Origin of the sequence: Gemmatimonas sp. (genome assembly GCF_036405635.1) — a bacterium.
Classification (GTDB): domain Bacteria; phylum Gemmatimonadota; class Gemmatimonadetes; order Gemmatimonadales; family Gemmatimonadaceae; genus Gemmatimonas.
The window spans coordinates 20,368-40,204 of record NZ_DASWXE010000038.1 but is presented as its reverse complement, the minus strand read 5'-3'; the positions used below and the strand labels follow the sequence as shown (position 1 = coordinate 40,204).

The following is a 19,837-nucleotide window of genomic DNA, read 5'->3' as shown; positions in this document are numbered from 1 at the left end:
TACGATGTCACCTGACTTTGCAGTGCGGGCCTGGAAGGATCCGCACTTTCGTGAAGGACTTTCGGACGATGCACGTGCAGAACTGCCTGATCATCCCGCCGGCTCAACGGAGAACGCCGACGCCGCACTGCGCGACCTCTCGGGTCGCGGTGGCGAAGCCTCGATCACCGGAGGGGCCTGTTGGGATCAGGTGACCAAGATGCTGAGCTGTGTCGGATGTGATCACACGCTCTGGCATGGCTCGTGTTGGGCGTCCACGCTGGGGTGCTGCCCCAACGCCACCTGAACGTCGTTGACTCTCGCGCCTGTCCCCCTCCATCAGGGACAGGCGCAGGAGTCTGCACCCAACCTGCGGATCAGGCGGAGGCCGCATGCAAGTCAGCGAACAGGCGGTGAGTGAACCAATCCATGTCACTGAGCGCCCACGCGTCACGGTCGCGCGAAGTGTGAGCGCAGTGATGGACATACTGGTGAGCCCGCGATCCGCGTTTGCGGAACTGACGATTGGCATTCATGTCTGGGTGCCGTTGCTGCTGATTTCGATCTACCGGGTGAGTTGGTTGGCGATTCAGTACCCAGCGGGTCGTCGTATGGATCGCGTGGTGCTCAACCTTGGTGTGCAGTCTTTCATGGTCGGCGCCGAGTATGCGCTGCTCCTGCTACCGCTGCTGCTACTGTTCTGGCTTCAAGGAGCACGATTCGCTGTGTGGTCATTGTTTGCATTGGTGTTGATGGCCGCATCTGTGTCGGAGCTCGGGTCCCTGCTGGCCGCACTCGTTGGCTGGGTGTTCTTCGACTTCAACACTGATCCCTCTACGCAGCTGCTCACCAATCTCGGGTGGATGGTGTCAGTCGATCGGCAACGCGCGCTGCATCATCTGCTCTCACATCTCGATGCGTTTGAACTGTACGCCACCATGCTGGTGGCGTGGGGTGCTGACGTCGTGGTGCAGGGGCTATCCCCCCAGCAGATCTGGCGAACGGTCGCCGTTGTGTGGGTCGGACTCGTGTTTGTCACCACGCTGCTCAAATGGTACGTCAGCTGAGCCAGTGAACGACGCGCGTTCGTGGTTGGTCATTGATGGACCATTCAACCTTCCGGGAGATCGTCATGCACAAGGAACGCCGGTATGTGCGCAGGACCGCCATTGCCACAGTGCTTTTCGGGCTCGGGCTCATGGTGTCCGCGTTGCATTCAATGGGAATCGGATACGTCGTGCCGGATGGCAACCTGACCCCACGCATTGTGTTCGTCGTGGCCATGCTGGCCATTGGCCGCTGGGCCCAGTTGCAATGGAGGCACGTGGCGCAGCGCGAGCTGTTCTTCCGGACGCCGTCGCAGGCGACGCGCCAGAAGTGCTTGATCGGAGGATTCTGGATCCTGCTCTTTGCTGGCAATCTCATCGCCGAACACATGCCTGGCGGCATCTCCGCCGCCGCCCTGATGGCGCTTGGCGTCTACACGATCTGGGTTGGTGCAGCAGAGGCCCTGCAAGACGGTGACCTACAGCAGGAGGCCACCGCCAACACCACCTGAACCACCGTGGTCTATCGCGTCGGTTGATGCTTCCACACCACGCGCGCACCCGTCGCCGGGTCCAGCCCCGGCGTCAGCTTGCTCGTGGCCGTTGTGGTGATCACCGTGACATCGCGCCCCAGCTCCGTGTAGTAGCGCGCCGATGCCAGGTCGGTCACCGCCGCCACACCGGGTTCCGCACTCGTAATGGTCACCGCCCCACGCGCCGGCAGCGCCACCTGCATCCACGTCTTCGTGCGGTCCATGGTCTGCTGTACGCCCGTGCCGCCAGCCGCCGCCACATAGGCGGCATCACCACCGATCACCATGCTGCCCGCCCGCGTGGCGCGCGGAATCACCCACGCCTCGTGTGCGCCGCTCGCCACCGTCACCGGCACCACCGTGAACGGACGCTTGAGCTTCGCCCACACAGGCGCGACCAGCTTGTTTGCATCACGCGCCAGCTTGGCACGCGACAGAATGGCTGCGGTATCGAGCAGGCCCGTGTACTTGGGGCGATCACCGTCCAATCGCACCGCCGACAGCTGACGGGCGGTCTTGAACGCGCTGTCCACATCGAACACCCCACCAATCGGCACACCCTCCGCGTCGCGCTCGCAGAAGATCACTCGCGGGGCACGCGCCGCCGCGCCGAATCGGGCCGACGAACGCAATCGCGCCACCGTGGGCACACACTGCTGGTAGAACGCGATCGCCCGCGCGCGCAGGTCAGCCGCCGCAAACGCTTCGGAGAACGCCGGTGTCATGCCGTCGTTCGAAACCGGCGTCTCGGGCTCGGGCGGTGCCATCTGCACCGGCGAAGACGGGACCTCAGCGGGTGGCTTGGGCGCCGATGCGCACGCCGACATCACCACCGCAGCACCCAACAGCAGCGGAAACACCAACGCCCGCCGTGTGCACGTGCGGGCGTGGGAGGCGTTCGGGGAAGTGCGGAAGATCACGGCTCTTTGCATAGCGTTTTCGCGGCGTTGTCGATGGCGGCCTTCATGGCCTCGTACGCCGATCCGATCTCGGTGGCGTTGGTGCCCTCGCCGAGCCCGCGGGTGATCGCGTCGGCGCTGAGCTTGAGCGTCTCCTCGGATGATCGCACACCGGCGCACTCACGGGAACGGCTGGCCGTCACCAATTGCGTGCGCGAGGCCTGCAGTGACGCCGCCGCCACGTAGGCGCGGGAGTCTTCCCGCGAGTCGATGCTGTCGGCCAGCACCAGCATGCGCACCGCGACCTGCTGTGTGGCCGGTGCGGTGTCGCCCGCCGTGCGCAGCAATGTCACACCACGGGCGATCACGTAGGTGCGCAGCATCTCGGCCTGCTCGCCACGCCGCGGTGCACGCAGCAGCGTGAACAGGGCGCTGTCGGCGCGTTGCTCGTCGAAGTAGCCATCGGCGAGTTGCAGGTATTGCGGGGTGAGTGATGAATCCTTGCGGATGGCCTCGCGCGTGGCGCGCATGGCTGCGCCGCGGTTGCCGGTGCGCCGCGCCGCGTTGGCAGCGAGCACGTTCAGTGTGGAGACATCTGGGAACCGTTCGAGCCCACGCTGCAACGCCACGGTGTTTTCGCTGCCCAGCAATTGCAGGTACTGCAGGTACAGGCGTGAATCGCCGGGAAAACGCCGCACATTGCGCACCGCCGTCTCCAGAGCGGCCAGCGAGTCACCCGAGAGACGCAGCGCCTCCACATGGCGGGTGGCGTAGTTGGAGTCGGCGCGGAAGATGCTGTCGGAGAGGGCGAGTGAGTCGCCAAGCAGCGCTGCCGCTTTCCACTGTGCCATGGCCAACTGCGAACGGAACGACAGGCGTTGCAGTTCGGCGTTGCTGCCAAAGTGCGCGATCAGGGCCTGGGCGTTGAACAGCGCGCTGTCGGGCTGCTGCAGCCGCAGGCGGGCTTCCACCACGATCGCCCCCAGCTCGAGCGAGTCGGTGTGTGCGGCGTAGACGCGCCCCCACTGCACGAGGGCATCGTTGCGGCGGTTCAGGGTTTCGAGCGCATTGGCGCGTGCCACACCGGCAAAGGTGTTGGTGCTGTCGATGCGCAGGGCGTCATTGGCCACGGTGAGCACGGAGTCGGCGCTGGTGTGTCCATCGAACAGCGCCGAGAGCAGGCAATCGCGCGCGATCACCGCCGTGGGATAGGCCTGAATGGCGCGTGTGGCCTCGCGAGCGGCAGTGGCTTTGTCGCGTGCCACCAGCGCGTTCTCGCAGCGCCTGAGTCCCGGCAACTGTGCGCGGGCCTTGGCCACCTCTTCTGCCAGGCGCTCGGCCAACTGCCCCACGTTGGGCGCGCGCACCACGGGCAGCGGCTGTTGCATGTCCCAGTTGCGCAGGCGGGCCACGCGACCCGCCACCACGTAGTTGGCCCCTTGGCGGGAGACGCGTCCGAACACGACTTCATCGGCGCGGATCTTCTTGGCCATCAGCCGCAGTTCGATGTCGCCGAGGATGGCGTTGCGGTCATAGCCCGACTCGAGGAGGACATTCTTGAGGCGGAATGTCTCGAGGAGCTGGGTTTCGCGTTTGTCGATGTGCCGGTCCAGCCGTCCGTTCAGGGCATCGGCCAGTTCACGCGACGCATTGGCGAGGGCGGGCGTGTTGGTGTCCGGGCGGAAGGGCGCCACCAGCAGCGCCTGCCGCACGAACTCGGGGCCGGCGGGGGCCACGCGCACCCCCGTGGGTGGCGCGGTCTGCGCAGTCGCGGAGGAGGCCAGGCCAGCCAGCAACAGGAGGCTAGCCGGGACTACACGAAGCAGCGTGGGGGCGAACACGGGCACGGACGGGTGGAGCGGGCAGTCGCGCCTGCGCGCGAGGATACCGGATGATACATGAAATCGGCTAGCTTTGACGGATGACGAACGTGGTGGAGATCCACAAACAGTTCACGGTCGAGGCCGCCCACCGGTTGCCGCATGTGCCGGAAGGGCACAAGTGCGCCCGTCTGCACGGGCATTCGTTCGGGATCGAACTGCGTGTGCGGGGGCCGCTCGACCCCACGCTGGGGTGGGTGATGGACTTTGCGGACATCAAGGCCGCATTCAAGCCGATCTACGACCGGTTGGATCATCACTACCTCAATGACATTCCGGGGCTCGAGAATCCCACCAGCGAGCGGTTGGCGGTGTGGATCTGGGAGCAGCTGACCCCGTCATTGCCCGCGCTGTCGGCGGTGATTGTGCGCGAGACGTGCACGTCGGGGTGCGAGTACCGCGGACCGGCGGCCGCAGGGGGCTGAAACGCCAGATGCCCGGTCCGATTGGGCCGGGCATCTACGAATGCTGTGCAGGTGCTGTTCGGGTTGTGGCGCTGACCTGCTGACTAGCCACCGATCATCACGGTGGGCGCTCCCATCGTGATGGTCCCACCGTGCGCGGTGTTGTCGCCGATGCGAGCCGCAGGCAAGCCGCTGAGCAGTACCGTGACTGAGCCCTTGATCACGGTCGATGGCGGTCCGACGCAGAAGCACATGCTGGTGACCGTGGCCGCCGGCATCATGAGGATCATGACCGTGGGCGCGCCCGGCACGAGGATGGGGCCACCCACGTGGGGAATGGGCGGCACGCCGGGTGTCATCATCGGACAGACGTGCAGGTCCATGATGCGTGAGGCAGGAGGCATGGTCTACCTCGCCGGCGGAGCGGGCGCTGTGGCACGGGTGTATTCGTGCTGCAGACGCTGGTGGGTGTCATAGGCGAGCTGCGCGGCGGGGTCCCATCCGCCGAGTCGCTTGACGATCTCGAGACCCTGCGCCGCGAAGGCGGACATGGTCGGCATGATCTGCTCGGCCTTCTGGTTGGACGCAGCGGACAACATGATGGCGCCGGCCACGAGCGGCATGGCCGCACCCGGTGGCGGCGGTACCGGTGGGACATGGGGGGGAGCCACCGAGTTGCCGCTGAGGAACACGGCCGCAGCGATCATGCCCACCGGCGTGTCCATGCCGGCCGCCGTACCGGCGTCCCACGCTGCGCGGCGCGCTTCGTCATCGGGGCGCACGATCCACTGCTCGATGCTGGTCAGCGTTTTGTGGACCTCGGCGCTGGCTGGCTTGCCGCCCGCCACCTGCGTGGCGTGCCGTGCGGACACCCAGGCCCACCACACGCTTTCGCGCGCGGGCAACACCGCGGCAATGAGCCGAAGTGCCGCAGGAAAAAGTTCTTTTGCGATCCAGGCGTTGTACAGCGCCTCGATCGGTTGACGCGCATCGAGCAAGGCGAGTGCGTCGTCATCAGGCGCACTGCGTTCCAGCAGCCAGCGCGCCGGAGGCGCGTAGGCGGCGAACGGGTCGGGGGCGATCACGGGAGGTGTCGTCATCGCATGCTCAATTGATCATGGTGATGCCGCCCTTCATCATGAGCATGCCATCGCCGTTGACCTGCGTCATCGGGGCCTTCACCTGCGCCATGGCCGTGCCTTCGACCTTCACCATGATGCCCTTGATGGTGACGCCCGCTGGACTGATCTGGATGGAATTGGGACCGACCTTGAGCTCGATCATCTGCAATGCTTCGAGCGTGATCTTTCCCAGCGACGCCTTGGTTTCGATGTTCCCGACGTCCGCCTTGGTGGCGATGTTGCCGAGATCGGCCTTCGTGCTGATGTTGCCGAGCTTCACCTGCAGCGACTGATCGCCCTGCTCGATGGTGATGGATTCGTTGCCGGTGATGCTGATGGTCTGCTTGCCAGTGACCGTCACTTCATCGTTGCCCGAGATGGCGTGTGACTGATTGCCCTTCACGGTGCCATCCCGATTGCCATCCACCGTGAAGGCCTCATTGCCCTTCACCTTGATGGTGTGGTCCTTGCCGACTTCGAGCGAGCGATTGTTGTCCTTGACGACGATGGTCTGTGTGCCTTTCTCGATGGTGGTGAGCTCGTTGCCCTCCGTCACCGACTTCGTTTCGTCGTTCTTGATCGTCGTGGTGCGGTCGTGATTCACTGTGCGCCGCTCGTCGTTCTTGACGAGCGTATGCAGATCCTTCTCTGCCTGCACGTTGATCAGTTCCGAGCCCTTCTTGTCTTCGAACTGCAACTCGTTGTAGTTGTCCGAGCCGCCATTGAGGGTGCTGTGGGTGCGCACACCGCTCTGGGTCTTGTTGTCGGGCAATTTCCACGGCGGCAGATTCGCGCTGTTGTAGAGACTGCCCACAATCACCGGATTGTCGGGATTGCCGTCGAGAAAATCGACGATCACTTCGTGTCCGATGCGTGGCAGGAACACCGCGCCGAAGCCCTGACCGGCAAAGGGCTGCGACACACGCACCCAGCATGAGCGCTCGAGCTTGGTGCTGTTGCCGACATCCCACTTGAACACCACCTGTACGCGCCCATGCTTGTCGGTGAAGATCTCTTCACCGGCCGGGCCCACCACTGTGCCGACATGCGATCCGGCGACGCGCGGCCACGGCGTGGTGCGCGGTGGACGGTAGTGGATGTTGTAGGGAATTGCCTCGAATGCGTTCTCGTAGGTTCCGGTCGGGCCGTCAGTTTCGTAGGACCCGTTGGAGCCACTGTGCTGCACCTTCGTGATGAACACGAACTGGTTGAGCACGTAGTTGTCCACCGACCCGGCAATCTTGGTCTTGGCGCCCGACTCCAGACCTACATACCGCGAGCGTCCGATCACGAGCTGCGCGCCGGCCTCCGAGCGCTCCTGACCCAAGCGCGAATACTGCTTGATGTCGGGCTGAAACTTGCTGACGTCCGCCGCCGTTTCGGCGCCACCGTGTCCAAAGCCTGAATGGTGCGAGGCGACCTGTTGGTCATACTCGTACCATTCCATCTCGGCTGGTGGGGTGGACACGCTCAACGCGCTGCCCGTTTCGCCGAGCAGGTTGTTGGAAGGCAGGAACTCCGTCGCGGTACGCACCAGCGTCTTGGCGAGGTGCGGAACGGTTTCGGTGTTGAGATCAAAAAGGCGGGGTGTCTGGAATGAGAGCCCCGACGCGTTGGGATCGTACAACATCTCCTTGACGCCCCAGGCTTCCGGGGCCGAGGTGGAGTTGTCACCCAGCACGAGTTTGGCTTCGCCGCCCTTGTGGTCGAAGCGGTACCACACGCCTTCCTGCTCGAGCAGGCGCGACATGCACGCCCAACGGCTCTCGCGATAGCGGAAGCAGTAGGGACGCGGGTCGAGCGTGCGCACCATCTTCCACTCATGCGGCACGCCCGTGAGCAGGCTGTCGCACACTTCGCGAGCCGTCTTGTTCTGATAAATGTCGAAACTGCTGTCCTGCGTGAGCACCCAGTGTGGTGGTGTGATCTCGAGGAGGTAGCTCGTGTACCCCGTTGTCGAGGTACCGCCGCGGGCAAACCGCCGCACCACCCCATGGATGGTGCGGTAGCTGCCCGGGTCGATCTCCAACTCCAATGTCACGGCCTTCAGCAGCAGGTCGACGGGCTTGATATCGCTCCGCGGGCTCGCCACCACCACCTTGAAGTGGAAGAGTGAGGACACCGACTCCTCACCCTCCCATGACACCAGGAGCAGGACATCCTCACCCAGTGGGCTCTTGATACGGAACGGCCGGTTGGCCTGTGACCATGCCATTCAGCATGTCCTCGGTGAAGGTCCGTGCTGGTGATCGTGCATCACGACGTGAGGATCACGCCGTGGCAGCGACCACCGCTTCATACGTGAAGTCACCGTCTTCGCCAACGCCCACCTTGAGCGCGCTCGGACGCTGGCCTTCGGCCATCGACGCGAGCAGCATGCGCGAAATTTCCGGCAACAGCGTGTTGCTGAGGATGTTGTCCACGTTGCGTGCGCCGCTCTCCACTTCCGTGCAGCGCGCTGCCACCTGGCTGATGAGTGTCTCGTCGTGCTGCAGCGCGAGCTTGTGCACTTCGCGCAGGCGGCGGGCGATCTTGCCGATCTTGAGACGCACGATCTGCTTGAGGTTTTCGTCACGCACCGGGTAATACGGCACGATGACCATGCGGCCGAGGAAGGCCGGCTTGAACACCGCGTCGAGTTCCGGCTTGAGCGCCTTGGCCATCGCATCCGGGAACGGCAGTGTTTCCGGGTCGGCCGTCAGCTTCATGATCGTGTCGGTGCCGGCGTTCGTCGTGAGGATGATGATCGTGTTCTTGAAATCGATCTGACGGCCTTCGCCGTCTTCCATCACGCCCTTGTCGAACACCTGGAAGAACAGTTCGAGCACGTCCGGGTGTGCCTTCTCGACTTCGTCGAGCAGCACCACACTGTACGGACGACGACGCACGGCTTCTGTCAGCACACCACCTTCGCCGTAACCCACGTAGCCCGGGGGCGAACCCTTGAGCGTGGACACGGTGTGTGCTTCCTGGAACTCCGACATGTTGATGGTGATGATGTTGCGCTCACCACCGAAGAGCATGTCGGACAGCGCCAGCGCCGTTTCCGTCTTGCCCACACCGGACGGGCCGACGAGCATGAACACGCCCTTCGGCTTGTTCGGATCTTCGATGCCGGCCTTGCTCGTGCGCACGCGGCGCGAGATGTCCACCAGCGCATGGTCCTGACCGATGACGCGCGCACCGAGGTGCTTCTCGAGCTCGAGCATGGTGCCGAGTTCGTCGCTCATCATCTTGCCGACCGGAATGCCGGTCCAGCCGGAGATCACTTCACCAACGATCGACGCGTCGACGAACGGACGCACCAGCGGATCTTCACCCTGCAGCGTCTCGAGATCGCCCATCGCCTGCGTGTATTCACCACGCAGCGCATCGGCGGCCGTCTGATCGGCGTTGCCGCCTTCGGCCACCAGCTTGGCGCGCACGTCGAGGATCTTCGCGACGATGTCCTTTTCCTTGAGCCAGCGTCCCTCGAGATCGGCCAGCTGCGCTTCCACCTGCGTGCGTCGCTCGGCGATACCGGCCAGACGCTCACGGTGATCGGCACCGGCGGTCTGTTCGCGATTGAGCACGCGATCCTGCAGCGCGAGGTCATCGAGAATGCGCTTGCAATCTTCGACCGGGCCCGGCGTGGCGCTCTGACCCAGTGCGAGACGGGCGCACGCGGTATCGAGCACGCTGACGGCCTTGTCGGGCAGCTGACGATCGGCGAGGTAGCGATGCGAGAGACGCACCGCCGCTTCCATGCCGCTGTCGAGGATATGCACGGTGTGGTGCTTCTCGAGCGACGGCACGACGGCGCGCATCATGATGCAGCACACGTCTTCCGTGGGCTCTTCCACCTTCACGAGCTGGAAGCGACGCGACAGCGCCGGGTCCTTTTCGAAGAACTTCTTGTATTCGCTCCACGTGGTGGCGGCGATGGTGCGCAGCTCGCCGCGCGCGAGGGCCGGCTTGAGCAGATTGGCCGCGTCGTTCTGGCCTGCGGCGCCGCCGGCTCCGATCATCGTGTGTGCTTCGTCGATGAACAGAATGATCGGCGTCGGCGAGTTCTTCACTTCCTCGATGAGACCCTTGAGGCGGTTCTCGAACTCACCCTTCACGCCTGCGCCGGCCTGCAGCATGGCCAGGTCGAGCGAGAGCAGGCGCACGTTGCGCAGCGGGGGCGGCACGTCTCCGTCCACGATGCGGCGCGCAAAGCCTTCCACGACGGCCGTCTTACCCACGCCCGCTTCACCAACCAGGATGGGGTTGTTCTGGCGACGACGCGTGAGGATGTCGACCACCTGACGCACTTCGAAGTCGCGGCCGAGCACCTGATCGATCTTGCCGCTCTTGGCGTTCGCCGTGAGATCGACCGTGTAGGAATCGAGATTCGGCGTGCGGCCGCCGGCCTTGGGAGCGCCACCGGCGCTACCCGACGCGCTCGCGCCCGCTGCCACCGAGTCGATGCTGCCGATTTCCGCCGTGGCTTCCGCCGACGAAGCGGTGATCGTCACGAAATCCTTCTTGAGTACATCCGCCGGAATCTTCTCGAATTCCTTCGTGAAGTCGGCCGTCATGCGCTGCAGCTCCACCACCGAGAGCAGGGCGAGCATGACATGACCCGAACGCACGCGGGGCGCGCCGTATTCCACCGAGCCCAACACCCACGCCTCGCGCAGCACGTTTACCACGGACGGGCTGATGGACGGCGTGCGGGCGTTGCCGGTCTTGAGCTTGTCGAGCGCGCGCGCGAGATCATCGGCCAGGCGCGAGCGGTTGACGCCGAAGTGCTTGAGGATGGCCGCCAGGTCACTGTCGGTGGCATCGAGCAGCTTCACGAGCAGGTGCTCGATTTCGACGTCGTAATTGGTGCGCGAGAGGCACAGTCCCGCGGCCGCTTCGACGGCACTGCGGGTAGGCGCGTTGAGCTTGGCAATCAGGCCACGAAGATTCACCGACATGACGACTCCATCAGCAGAAGGTCGGGGAGAGGGTGCAACCGGGGGAGGAGGAGCAACAGGAAAATCAATTCATGCGATGTGATGGACGGCACGTCGGCCAGACCACCATCAACACAGGCGCAGCACTACATCGTCAGGGTCGCGCACGGGAGCGCGGGAACGCAGCCAGGTACCAAACCCGAGACGCGGAGAGGACGCCGTGCCCAGTGCGGCAGCGGGCACCTCGTCGCGGGCCAGCACCAACTGCACATCCACGCCCACTTCATCGTCGGCATAGAACTTCGCCAGGGACTTCAGCACCTTGTGATTGTGGCCCTGCGGAAGAAACGTGTCGAACTGTGTGCGTGAGAGCGGACCGAGGCGCAGCATGACACGGGAATGCGGATCGTACACGGCGCCGCCGATGACCGCCTGTCCAAGCATGCCATCGGCGTCATCGTCACCCAGGCACACCTGACCGCCATCCGGTAACGCACGCCATTCGCCGACAAACTGCTCGACCGTGGCCGCCACGTCGAAATAGTCCGAGACCAGCTGCGCGAGCCCGAGCGCCGGGCGCGAGCGGATTGAGAGCAGACCGGCATAGAACGCCAGAGTATCGGGCGGCAGGACACTCCGTTGCTGACCGAGCGGATTGCCGGCGCCCACCAGGTCGAGCAGGTGCGCATGAATCCGGTCCTCGTCGCCACGCTCTCTGGCCACCGCCGTGTGATGGCGTTCCCAGGCACGGTAGAAAAGCGACAGGGCCCGGTGGTGGAACAGATCGAGGAAGTCCCGCAGGCCCGTGTCGCGCACACGCGTCCGCGCGGCAGCGTATTCGGTATAGCCGTGTGGCAGGACACCCTGTGGTCCGGTGAGACCGAAGAACCGCACGCCGATGCGCGCCGGGTCATTCGCGTTGCGCTTGCGCCGCGGCCCGGACTCGGTGATTTCGACGCTGGAAATCTCGCTGGGCGGAAAGGCGAGCGTCGGCACCACATGCATGCGCGCCACTTCGCTGCGGGGATCCGTCCACCCACCCACGGGATCGCGATCCGGGTGCATGCGCTGCAACATCCGCATGATCTGCACGAACTCGAAGCCGGTGCCCTCGCGCTCGAGAACCGCTTCCAGTCGACGGCGTGCCTGTTCGCGCGCCGGTGTTTCGAGAAAGGTCGTCGTGAATCCCGACGACCTTCCCGACTCATCCGACAGAGTGGCCGGTCCCTCGGCCAGCGGCATCTCTGGCGACTCGGTCACAGCAAAGCTCGCCAGCCAGCACGTGGAGGCCACTCCACCACTTGGCGCCGCCGCTGCTTGGATCGCACCGCGACGCGCGTGAAGCTGTTCATTGAGGCATACAGCGCAAAGAACCGTTCCAGCACGCTGGCGAGCAGATACATGCCACCGCCCGGAAACAGATCTTCGTCGAAGTCGAGTTCGATGCGGCGACCGCGGGCGAACGTCATCCCATGCGCCGCTGTGACGCGCGCAAAGGACGGCTCCGTCCGCACCCCGATGATGCCATCGATCTGTCGTTCGAAACTCAGGCTGTTGGTGACATTGTGCAGGCGCAACAGCTCCCGCAGCGAGTCTCCGCCTTCATCGGCGAGCGAGAGATGATTGAGCGACAGGGAGGAGATGAGGCGCCACAGCAGCGACTTGCCCAGTTTGGGCTGAATGGCGCGGGTCGGGTTCACGATGGCCGAAATCCGCTGGATCGGTCCACCGCTCACCAGTTCGAAGTCGCCGCGCTCATCCGTGCCAAAGGGCAGGCGACTGGGCATGTCGCCATTCGAGCAGGTGACATGCACGGAGGCCACGTCCTGATCGGGCATCCGCAGTTGCCCGGACAGATCTGAAAAGCTCAGATGCACATCGGTGCCGCGATCGGTGCGCCATCCCGATGTGCGCCGTATGCTCTGCCAGAAGAGCTCACCGCCTTCGGCGCTGTCCGGTCCGAGGCCGTGGCGATGCGAATAGAGCGGGGCCACCTGCCGGGTCTGGCGGGCCGTGTGCTCGATGATCTGCACGCTGTCCACCGACCAGACTTCCACCTCGAGACGCCGCCGCGCATCGGGGACCACCAGATGCTCGTAGCTGCGCTCACTCAGCAGAATCGGCTCGGCCGATTGTGAGAACAGGTTCACGACCGGGGTGCAGCCCAAGCGGAACGTGCGCGCCGAGACGCCGAGTTCGAGTGCCTGACGCCGTTCGGTACGTTCGAAGCTGCCGATCAGCAGTCCGATTTCGGCGCGTTCCGTGGCGCCCAGTCTGCGCAGCGCATCACCCACTCCCACAATGTCGAGGAAGTGAAATTTCTCGGGAAACGTGAACAGCTCCTGCAGCAACGAGTAGCCGGCAAAGCTGCGATTGGCCTGTGGCAGCATGGCCTCGTCGGGTCCAAATCCCACGGGCTGAATCGACCGCGAACCCAGCACAATCGGAGGTGCGCTGGGGCGGTCCGGATTGCGAACCACGACCTGCACGCAGTTGTTGGCCAGCAGTTCGTACAGCGTGTCTGCGACACTGCTGTCGGCGGAGATGTGCACGCGCAGGGCGTCCATCTTCAGCGATTCGAGCGTGACGCCGTTGAAGGCCTGCAGGTTCAGGCGGACGGCGGCGACGGCCTCGCGGCCATGCGCCCCGGCGCCGGCGCGATCGGGTGTCGTCCATTCCGCGCCCGCGATGCGGAGTGGGTAGAGCGTCGTGTCGTAGTTCGTGCGGAAGACGCACGGCACGCCGTTGACCGGCTTCGTGTGCAACACACTGCCGCGTGGGACCTGAAACCCTTCGGGTGCGCGACCCTGCGCCGGATCGAGGGCGATCTCGACGATGGCCATCGACGGCAACGGCCGCACGAGTTGCGGGTGCAGCATCTCGAGCAGGCTTTCGCTGATTTCAGGGAAATCGTCGTCGAGCCGCCGGTGGATACGGGCTGCGAGGAAGGCGAAGCCCTCGAGCAAACGCTCGACATGGGGATCTTCGCACCGGTTGGCCTCGAGTTGCAGGCGCGAGGCCACCTTGGGGTACTGCTGTGCGAATTCCGCTCCGAGTTTGCGGAGATACGTGAGTTCGCGCTCGTAGTACAACAGCAGGTCGTCCTGCATCACCGTCCGTCCTTCACAGGACCCTCACCACAGACATGATCGATGCGCGCGATGGGCAAGCCAGGGCGCGGCACCTACGGCTTGTCCTGCACGTCGATCGCACCGGTCGACATGTCGAGCACGGTGTCGAACACGATCTGCTCGGGCGTCGGGTCCATGCGCAATGTTGCAGACACGACGAAGCGCACCTGCGGGGTCTTGATGCGATCACTCTCGCCGAGTTTCACGACCACATTGGCGAGTCGGGGTTCGAAGCGCAGGATGGTGTCCCGGACGTCATCAGTGAGTCGCTGCCGTCCCTCAGGCGTGCCCGGAGAAATGCCCGTGGTATCCGGCAGTCCGAATTCGTGCACGGAGTGACGCACTTCCCTGAACATGCTGTCGACCGGAACGATCGAACGCCGGGTGTTCAGCAGCAGCTCCACATCGCGTTGTACGGAGATGCGGAAGAGTCGGGCCGATTCTTCGTGGGTTTTTGGCGCGTCGGCACCATCGAGCGGCGACTCGTCGATGAGACGGTCGAGCAGCGAGGGCTGTACGTTGCGATCGAGTTCTGTGCGGGCCATGGCGTACGGCGGGCGTGCGGCGCCCGTCAGGGCGCCTGGAGCGACATGGCCTGCAGCGGATCGAGACGGCAGATGCGCAGGTACAGCTGATACCGTTCGCCGCCGTCACCGTCGGTGTGAACGAGCACACGATAGAGCAGGGCCATCGGCTGCGCCACGAGAGGACCGGACTCCCACTGCTCCAGGGAACGCTCGTCGATGATCTCCACCAGCTTCTGGAGGAGGGGCTGCGCGACGGCATACAGCCCCGCTTCGACCATCACATAGGCGATCTGGGTCTGCCGGACGAAGCGGCCACGCGGCGACGGATCCCGCGCCAGTTCGGCGGTCAGGAGCTCGATGGCGCGATTGGGACGCCCGGCGGCGAGCTCGCTGCGCGCGACGTCGAACGGATCGCGCGCACGGACGGGTCGTGCCCGGCGCACCTGACGGGCAAAGCCCCCTTGATGCGACGTGCTCTGATCATCCTCGATGGCGTCCTGCGTGACGTCTGCCCCGTCGGTCAGCTCGGTGTCGGCGCCTTCCTCGACTTCCGTGGAGACGTCTTCCTCGCTCGCTGTCGGTTCCTCGGCCAACGCGTCGCCCTCGAGCCATTCGCGGGTTTCGTCGTTGGCGGTCGGCGTGTCGTCCATGAGCGTCATCCGGGGAAGCGTCGGTACCGCCTTGAGGAGCGTGCGCAGTTCACTGCGGATCGTCGCCGCGACCGCATCGTGACTGGTCCCGAGATTGGCGCACGCCGTGAGCACGTAGCGCTGCAGGTCGAGCCATCCGCGACCGGAGGGCGTGGCCATGAGCGCTTCCGAGGCTTCCAGCAGTTCGGGCCACTTGGCGTCGAGCAGGAGCGTCTTGAGCCGGGACCGGATCGCGGTTGCCGGGGCTTCCAGCAGTTTCGGATCGATATCCGGTGCCGTAGCCCGCAGTTCTCCCCACCGGAAGCCACGGACCAGCGCATACGGGGCCGGATTAGTGGGGTCCTGCTGGCGGAACCAGCGCGCCACCACGGCGATGCGCTGTGAGGCATCCTGCCGATTGACGGGTTCAGGCGTCTGGGGCCCATCGGCATCCACTGCGGCACTCGCTTCCCCTTCCTCGGCCATGACATCGACCGGATCGGGATCGGCTTCGAGCTTGCGGGCGAGCGTGGTGGCCACCAGGCGACGCACTTCCTCGACGATGTTGCGCAGGCCGTTGAAGGACGGCGCGTCGCGTCCGAACCGTTCGTCGGCCAGCTTGTCGAGGGCGTTGATCGAGGCCAGTGTTGCATCGATGTCGGCGAGCAGCGGCTTGTAGAACACCTTGGTGGTGTTCTCGAAGGCCGTGTCCACTTCTTCCGGCATCCGCTTGCCGAACGACTCCGCTTCGGAGCGCGTGTTGCGCATGCCCGGCTGATCGTCGTACGGCGCTTCGTTGATCGCGCTTTCGAGCGGGATGATGCGCGACTGGGTGTAGTCGAGGAACGACACGCCGCCCGATGCCACCACCACCTGCTGGACGCCGTAGGTCAGCTTGCTGCCGACCCATTCCAACGGGCCGACGCGCAGCTCGAGGTCGTCGTCCTCAATTTCCGGGTACAGCGTGTCCCAGTACTGCTCCAGCAAGCCCCGCAGTGTTTCGATACCGGTATTCAGCCCGGAGAAACCGTTGCGGCGCAGCAGCGCCTCGGTCATCCAGGCGCCGAGCTGCAGGTCCTTGGTCTGCTTGCCCAGCAAGTCCGTGCCCAGCGCGACCACGCGATTCCAGTCGGCGGTCTTGCGATCGCCGTCGTCACTGCCCGGAATGACCACGTCTTCACGACGCTCTTCCTTGAACGCGTCATACGCCGGGTCATAGCGCAGGTCGCGACCCGAGGGATTGTCTCCCTCGATGGGTGTGAGCAGCGTAGCTAGCAGTTCGGAATTGACAGGCATGCCGGAGAGAAATGAGGCGAGACCGCGCGACAGCACTCGCCACCCACCCTGCGATCAGGGCGGACGGCGAGCGGGGTCACGAGTTGATCAGGAGTTCCCGAATGTCGACGAGCGGAATGAGGCGCTCGTCCACACGGAGCATCTTCTGACCGATGGGCGCGAAATCGCCTGACGGCAGCTCTTCCCAGTCCGCAGCACGACCGAGTCGCAGCTCATCGTCATCGAGACGTCCGGCACCGGGCGAGAGCGCCGGCAGCAGGACTTCTCCGAGTTCGAGATCGCGAACGGAGGGACCGGTGCGCAGATGGGCAGAAGGCCAGTGCAGATCACGCAGGCGCGTCGGCGCCTGCATCCCGATGCTGGCGATGTGCGCGAAGGGGATCCAGAGGTAGCGGCCCCCGGCGATCACTTCCAGTCGTGCTCCGACCCGGGGATCGGCATCCTCGATCGAGGAGAACGCTTCGCCGTTGAGCGTGCCGCTCACCGGGGAAGGCGCCGCATCCGTGGGGAAGTCACCACTTTCGAACATGTGTTCACGGACTCGCTCAGCCTCGATGGCCGAGCGGTAGAGCATCGTGCCCGCTTCGGCCATGTGGCCGTTCTTGGCGAGCACGTCGAGCTGCTTCTCGGCCCGGACCCAGTCGCCGGTGAACGTGAGCAGTTCAAAAAGGAACGTACGCCGCTGGGCGTCGGCCGGATTGCTCCGGAGTTCGACGCCCAGCGTTTCGATTGCCGCGCCAAGCTGGCCGGCCGCGTAAAGGGTTTGCGCAGTAGCCATGGCGCGGCCCGTACTCAGCTCGCGACCTTCGTGAGATCCCAGGACGCCTGGCCGGCGACCTTCATGCCGCCCTTATCGTCCTGCGTCTTGTATTCGACTTCGACCTTCGCGAAGGCGATCGAGACCGATTCCGTCGGCGTGTCGTCGCCGCCTGACGAGCCGGACCACTGCACGCTTTCGATCATCACATCCGTGAACGTGTACTTCAGGAAATCCTGCTGGCCACCCTTGCCGGTCGCCTTGCGCATGGTGACGACCGCGTTCGCGAAGTGCGAGCCGTTGCAGCACGCCTGGAACAGCTTGGTCGACGAGGCCTCGGTCTTCTTCATGATGTTGAACGACGAGATCGAGACCTTACCGGCCGAGAGGCCGTCCTTGCCCGAGCTCACGGTCGTCGGGTTCGACGCACCCCAGCTGAACGAGAAGATTTCAATGGCCTTCTCCATGCCCGTTGCAGTTGATTCGCCATCGACCGTCGCGATCTTGATAAAAGTATCAAACGCCATCTGTGCGGTTCTCCAGTGAGAAATTGTGTGATTGACGAAACTACGGGACTGCGAGGCGAGACTTTACTTGGCCGGCTGCGGAAGTTCCGCCACGAGGCGCATGGACACGGCGAGTTCGTCGAGCTGGTAGTGCGGCTTCATGAACGCCACCGCACGATAGGCTCCCGGCTTGCCGGGGATTTCCACGACGTCGACGCGGGCTTCGGACAGCGGCTTCTTCGCCTTGATCGAGGCTCCGGCATCTTCGAGCGCGATGTAGTTCTGGATCCAGCGATTCAGGAACGTCGAGATCTCGTCGCGCGACGTGTAACCACCGATCTTGTCGCGCATCATCACCTTGAGGTAATGCGCGAACCGCGAGGTGGCGAAGATGTACGGCAACTGAGCCGAGAGACGCGCGGCTGCCGACGCCTTCGGGTCGTCGTACGTCTTGGGCTTCTGCGCCGACTGCACTGAGAAGAAGGCGGCATTGGCCGTGCCCTTCTGGTGGACCAGCGGGGCGAAGCCGAGATCGGCGAGTTCCTTTTCGCGACGATCGGTAATCTGTACTTCAGTCGGACACTTCATGGCGATTTCACCCGACTCGGTGCGGAAGTTGTGCACCGGCAGGCCTTCCACGAGTCCACCGCTCTCGACGCCACGGATGGATGCGCACCAGCCGTACATGGCGAAGGCCTTGTTGATGTTCGCCGCCATGGCGAACGCCGCATTGCCCCAGCAGTAGTGGCCGTGGTTCGTGCCATCGACGCGCTCTTCGTAGTTGAACGCCTCGACCGGCACCGTGGAGGCACCGTAGGGCTCACGCACGAGGATGCGCGGCGCGGTCAGCGCCACGTAACGGGCGTCTTCACTGTTGCGGAAGGTCTTCCAGCGGGCGTACTCGGTGCTGTCGAACACCTTCGCCAGATCGCGCGGCGTGTCGAGGTCGGCCCAACTTTCGAGGTTGAACATGTCGTTCGACGCGGCGCTGATGAACGGCGCATGCGCGGCGGCGGCCACGTTCGAGACCTTCTCGAGCAATTCGATGTCCTGACCGCTCTTGTCGAAGTAGTAGTCACCGACCAGCGCGCCAAAGGGCGTGCCACCGAAGACACCATACTCTTCCTCGTAGACCTTCTTGAACAAGGCGCTCTGGTCGAACTCAGGCGCACGCTGCAGATCGCGCAGCAGGTCCTTCTTGGAGACGTTGAGCACCTTCACCTTCAACATCGTGCCCGTCTCGGAGTTCTTGATGAGATACTGCAGCCCGCGCCACGACGCCTCGAGGCGCTGGAACTCGGGGTGGTGCAGGATCTCGTTGAGCTGCAGCGACAGGAGATGATCGATCTGCGCGATACGCGCATTGATCATCGTTTCGGTGTCGCGATTGATGGTGATGGAACCTTCGAGCACTTCGCTGACGAAGCGCTTGACGAGGTCCTTGCCCTTGCTCTTGGCGTCGGCGTCCTTGCCGAGACGACCCTGCTCGACGATCTGGTCGAGGAGCGAGAGTTCCGCATCGGTGGTGACGGATTGCGCGGCGGCTTGTGTCGGATCGGCCATGATCAGCTCTCCAGACCGAGTTCGGACTTCAGCTTGGCCATCTTGTCGGCGTCGCCCAAGGTGTTCTGCAGGACTTCGTCGAGCTTCTCGTTGGTCTGCAGATTCGCGCGGAGATTGGAGAGTTCCGTGCGCAGCTCGAGCAGCTCACGGAGCGGCTTCACCTGCTTTGCCACGTTCTCCGGGTTGAAGTCGTCCATGCTGCGGAAGTTCAGCTCGACGCCGAGCTTCGGCGCATTCTCGTCGTCGGAGAGCTTGTTCTCGACGGCGATCTGCAGACGCGGCTTCATGCTGGCAAGCGTGTCGTCGAAATTGTCGGGATTGATTTCGACAAACTTGCGGTCCTTGAGTCGCGGCAGCGGCTCGGAAGGGTTGCCGCTGAAATCGCCCATGACGCCCATGAGGAACGGGAGCTCCTTCATTTCAATGGCGCCACCCGTTTCAACCTCGTACGAGATCTGAATCCGGGGGGGACGAACGCGCTCCAGTTTCTTCTGGGTACTGTCGGCCATGCGATACTCCGGCGCGATGAGCCAATGGTGGAACTACAGGGAGGAATAAGGGGCTGCCAAGTGTTCTCCGCGCGCGACACAATGTCAAGCGGAAGCAACGTGCCAGTGACGCCACAGTCGTCTGCTGTTACA

General features: G+C 64.2%; 18 protein-coding genes. 4 read left to right on the top strand and 14 right to left on the bottom strand.

The window, feature by feature from the left end; all coding sequences use genetic code 11:
• Window positions 1-4: 4 nt before the first annotated feature.
• The 3 genes from VGE27_RS02660 (at window position 5) to VGE27_RS02650 (ending at window position 1,537) form a co-directional block, all read left to right on the top strand.
• Window positions 5-286, top strand: coding sequence for a mersacidin/lichenicidin family type 2 lantibiotic (locus VGE27_RS02660; protein ID WP_331048081.1), 282 nt, complete (start codon window positions 5-7; stop codon window positions 284-286).
• Between the two features lie 184 nt (window positions 287-470).
• Complete coding sequence (locus VGE27_RS02655; protein ID WP_331048080.1) at window positions 471-1,046, top strand: hypothetical protein; 576 nt, start codon at window positions 471-473, stop codon at window positions 1,044-1,046.
• Window positions 1,047-1,111: 65 nt separating this feature from the next.
• A complete protein-coding gene (locus tag VGE27_RS02650) occupies window positions 1,112-1,537 on the top strand; it encodes a hypothetical protein (RefSeq protein WP_331048079.1) in 426 nt (141 codons plus the stop codon).
• An 11-nt stretch (window positions 1,538-1,548) separates the two neighbouring features.
• On the opposite strand, the gene VGE27_RS02645 is transcribed toward VGE27_RS02650, so the two are convergent.
• Window positions 1,549-2,478, bottom strand: coding sequence for a hypothetical protein (locus tag VGE27_RS02645; RefSeq protein WP_331048078.1), 930 nt, complete (start codon window positions 2,476-2,478; stop codon window positions 1,549-1,551).
• Complete coding sequence (locus tag VGE27_RS02640; protein WP_331048077.1) at window positions 2,475-4,298, bottom strand: hypothetical protein; 1,824 nt, start codon at window positions 4,296-4,298, stop codon at window positions 2,475-2,477. The genes VGE27_RS02645 and VGE27_RS02640 overlap by 4 nt, the downstream gene beginning before the upstream one ends.
• A 92-nt stretch (window positions 4,299-4,390) precedes the next feature.
• Between VGE27_RS02640 and queD the strand changes: the two genes are divergently transcribed.
• Window positions 4,391-4,762, top strand: coding sequence for a 6-carboxytetrahydropterin synthase QueD (queD, locus tag VGE27_RS02635; protein ID WP_345787972.1), 372 nt, complete (start codon window positions 4,391-4,393; stop codon window positions 4,760-4,762).
• Between the two features lie 83 nt (window positions 4,763-4,845).
• Here the strand turns inward: queD and VGE27_RS02630 are convergent, their stop codons facing one another.
• From VGE27_RS02630 to tssB, 12 genes are all read right to left on the bottom strand, one after another.
• Entirely contained in the window at window positions 4,846-5,145 is a 300-nt protein-coding gene (locus VGE27_RS02630; protein ID WP_331048075.1) for a PAAR domain-containing protein, read from the bottom strand.
• Between the two features lie 3 nt (window positions 5,146-5,148).
• A complete protein-coding gene (locus VGE27_RS02625) occupies window positions 5,149-5,841 on the bottom strand; it encodes a DUF6931 family protein (RefSeq protein ID WP_331048074.1) in 693 nt (230 codons plus the stop codon).
• A 7-nt stretch (window positions 5,842-5,848) separates the two neighbouring features.
• Window positions 5,849-8,077 (bottom strand): type VI secretion system Vgr family protein, encoded by a 2,229-nt coding sequence (locus VGE27_RS02620; protein WP_331048073.1) that lies wholly within the window; start codon window positions 8,075-8,077, stop codon window positions 5,849-5,851.
• 55 nt (window positions 8,078-8,132) lie between these two features.
• A complete protein-coding gene (gene tssH / locus VGE27_RS02615) occupies window positions 8,133-10,808 on the bottom strand; it encodes a type VI secretion system ATPase TssH (RefSeq protein ID WP_331048072.1) in 2,676 nt (891 codons plus the stop codon).
• A gap of 108 nt (window positions 10,809-10,916) precedes the next feature.
• Window positions 10,917-12,047: a type VI secretion system baseplate subunit TssG gene (tssG, locus tag VGE27_RS02610; RefSeq protein WP_331048071.1), complete on the bottom strand. Its 1,131-nt coding sequence runs from the start codon at window positions 12,045-12,047 to the stop codon at window positions 10,917-10,919.
• Window positions 12,044-13,897 (bottom strand): type VI secretion system baseplate subunit TssF, encoded by a 1,854-nt coding sequence (gene tssF / locus VGE27_RS02605; protein WP_331048105.1) that lies wholly within the window; start codon window positions 13,895-13,897, stop codon window positions 12,044-12,046. The genes tssG and tssF overlap by 4 nt, the downstream gene beginning before the upstream one ends.
• Before the next feature lie 74 nt (window positions 13,898-13,971).
• Entirely contained in the window at window positions 13,972-14,463 is a 492-nt protein-coding gene (tssE, locus tag VGE27_RS02600; protein ID WP_331048070.1) for a type VI secretion system baseplate subunit TssE, read from the bottom strand.
• A gap of 26 nt (window positions 14,464-14,489) precedes the next feature.
• Complete coding sequence (gene tssA, locus VGE27_RS02595; protein WP_331048069.1) at window positions 14,490-16,370, bottom strand: type VI secretion system protein TssA; 1,881 nt, start codon at window positions 16,368-16,370, stop codon at window positions 14,490-14,492.
• A 76-nt stretch (window positions 16,371-16,446) separates the two neighbouring features.
• Entirely contained in the window at window positions 16,447-17,148 is a 702-nt protein-coding gene (locus VGE27_RS02590) for a type VI secretion system accessory protein TagJ (protein ID WP_331048068.1), read from the bottom strand.
• A 14-nt stretch (window positions 17,149-17,162) separates the two neighbouring features.
• Window positions 17,163-17,654 (bottom strand): type VI secretion system tube protein Hcp, encoded by a 492-nt coding sequence (locus VGE27_RS02585; protein ID WP_331048067.1) that lies wholly within the window; start codon window positions 17,652-17,654, stop codon window positions 17,163-17,165.
• A gap of 63 nt (window positions 17,655-17,717) precedes the next feature.
• Complete coding sequence (gene tssC, locus VGE27_RS02580) at window positions 17,718-19,196, bottom strand: type VI secretion system contractile sheath large subunit (RefSeq protein WP_331048066.1); 1,479 nt, start codon at window positions 19,194-19,196, stop codon at window positions 17,718-17,720.
• Between the two features lie 2 nt (window positions 19,197-19,198).
• A complete protein-coding gene (tssB, locus tag VGE27_RS02575; protein ID WP_331048065.1) occupies window positions 19,199-19,705 on the bottom strand; it encodes a type VI secretion system contractile sheath small subunit in 507 nt (168 codons plus the stop codon).
• Window positions 19,706-19,837: the final 132 nt, after the last annotated feature.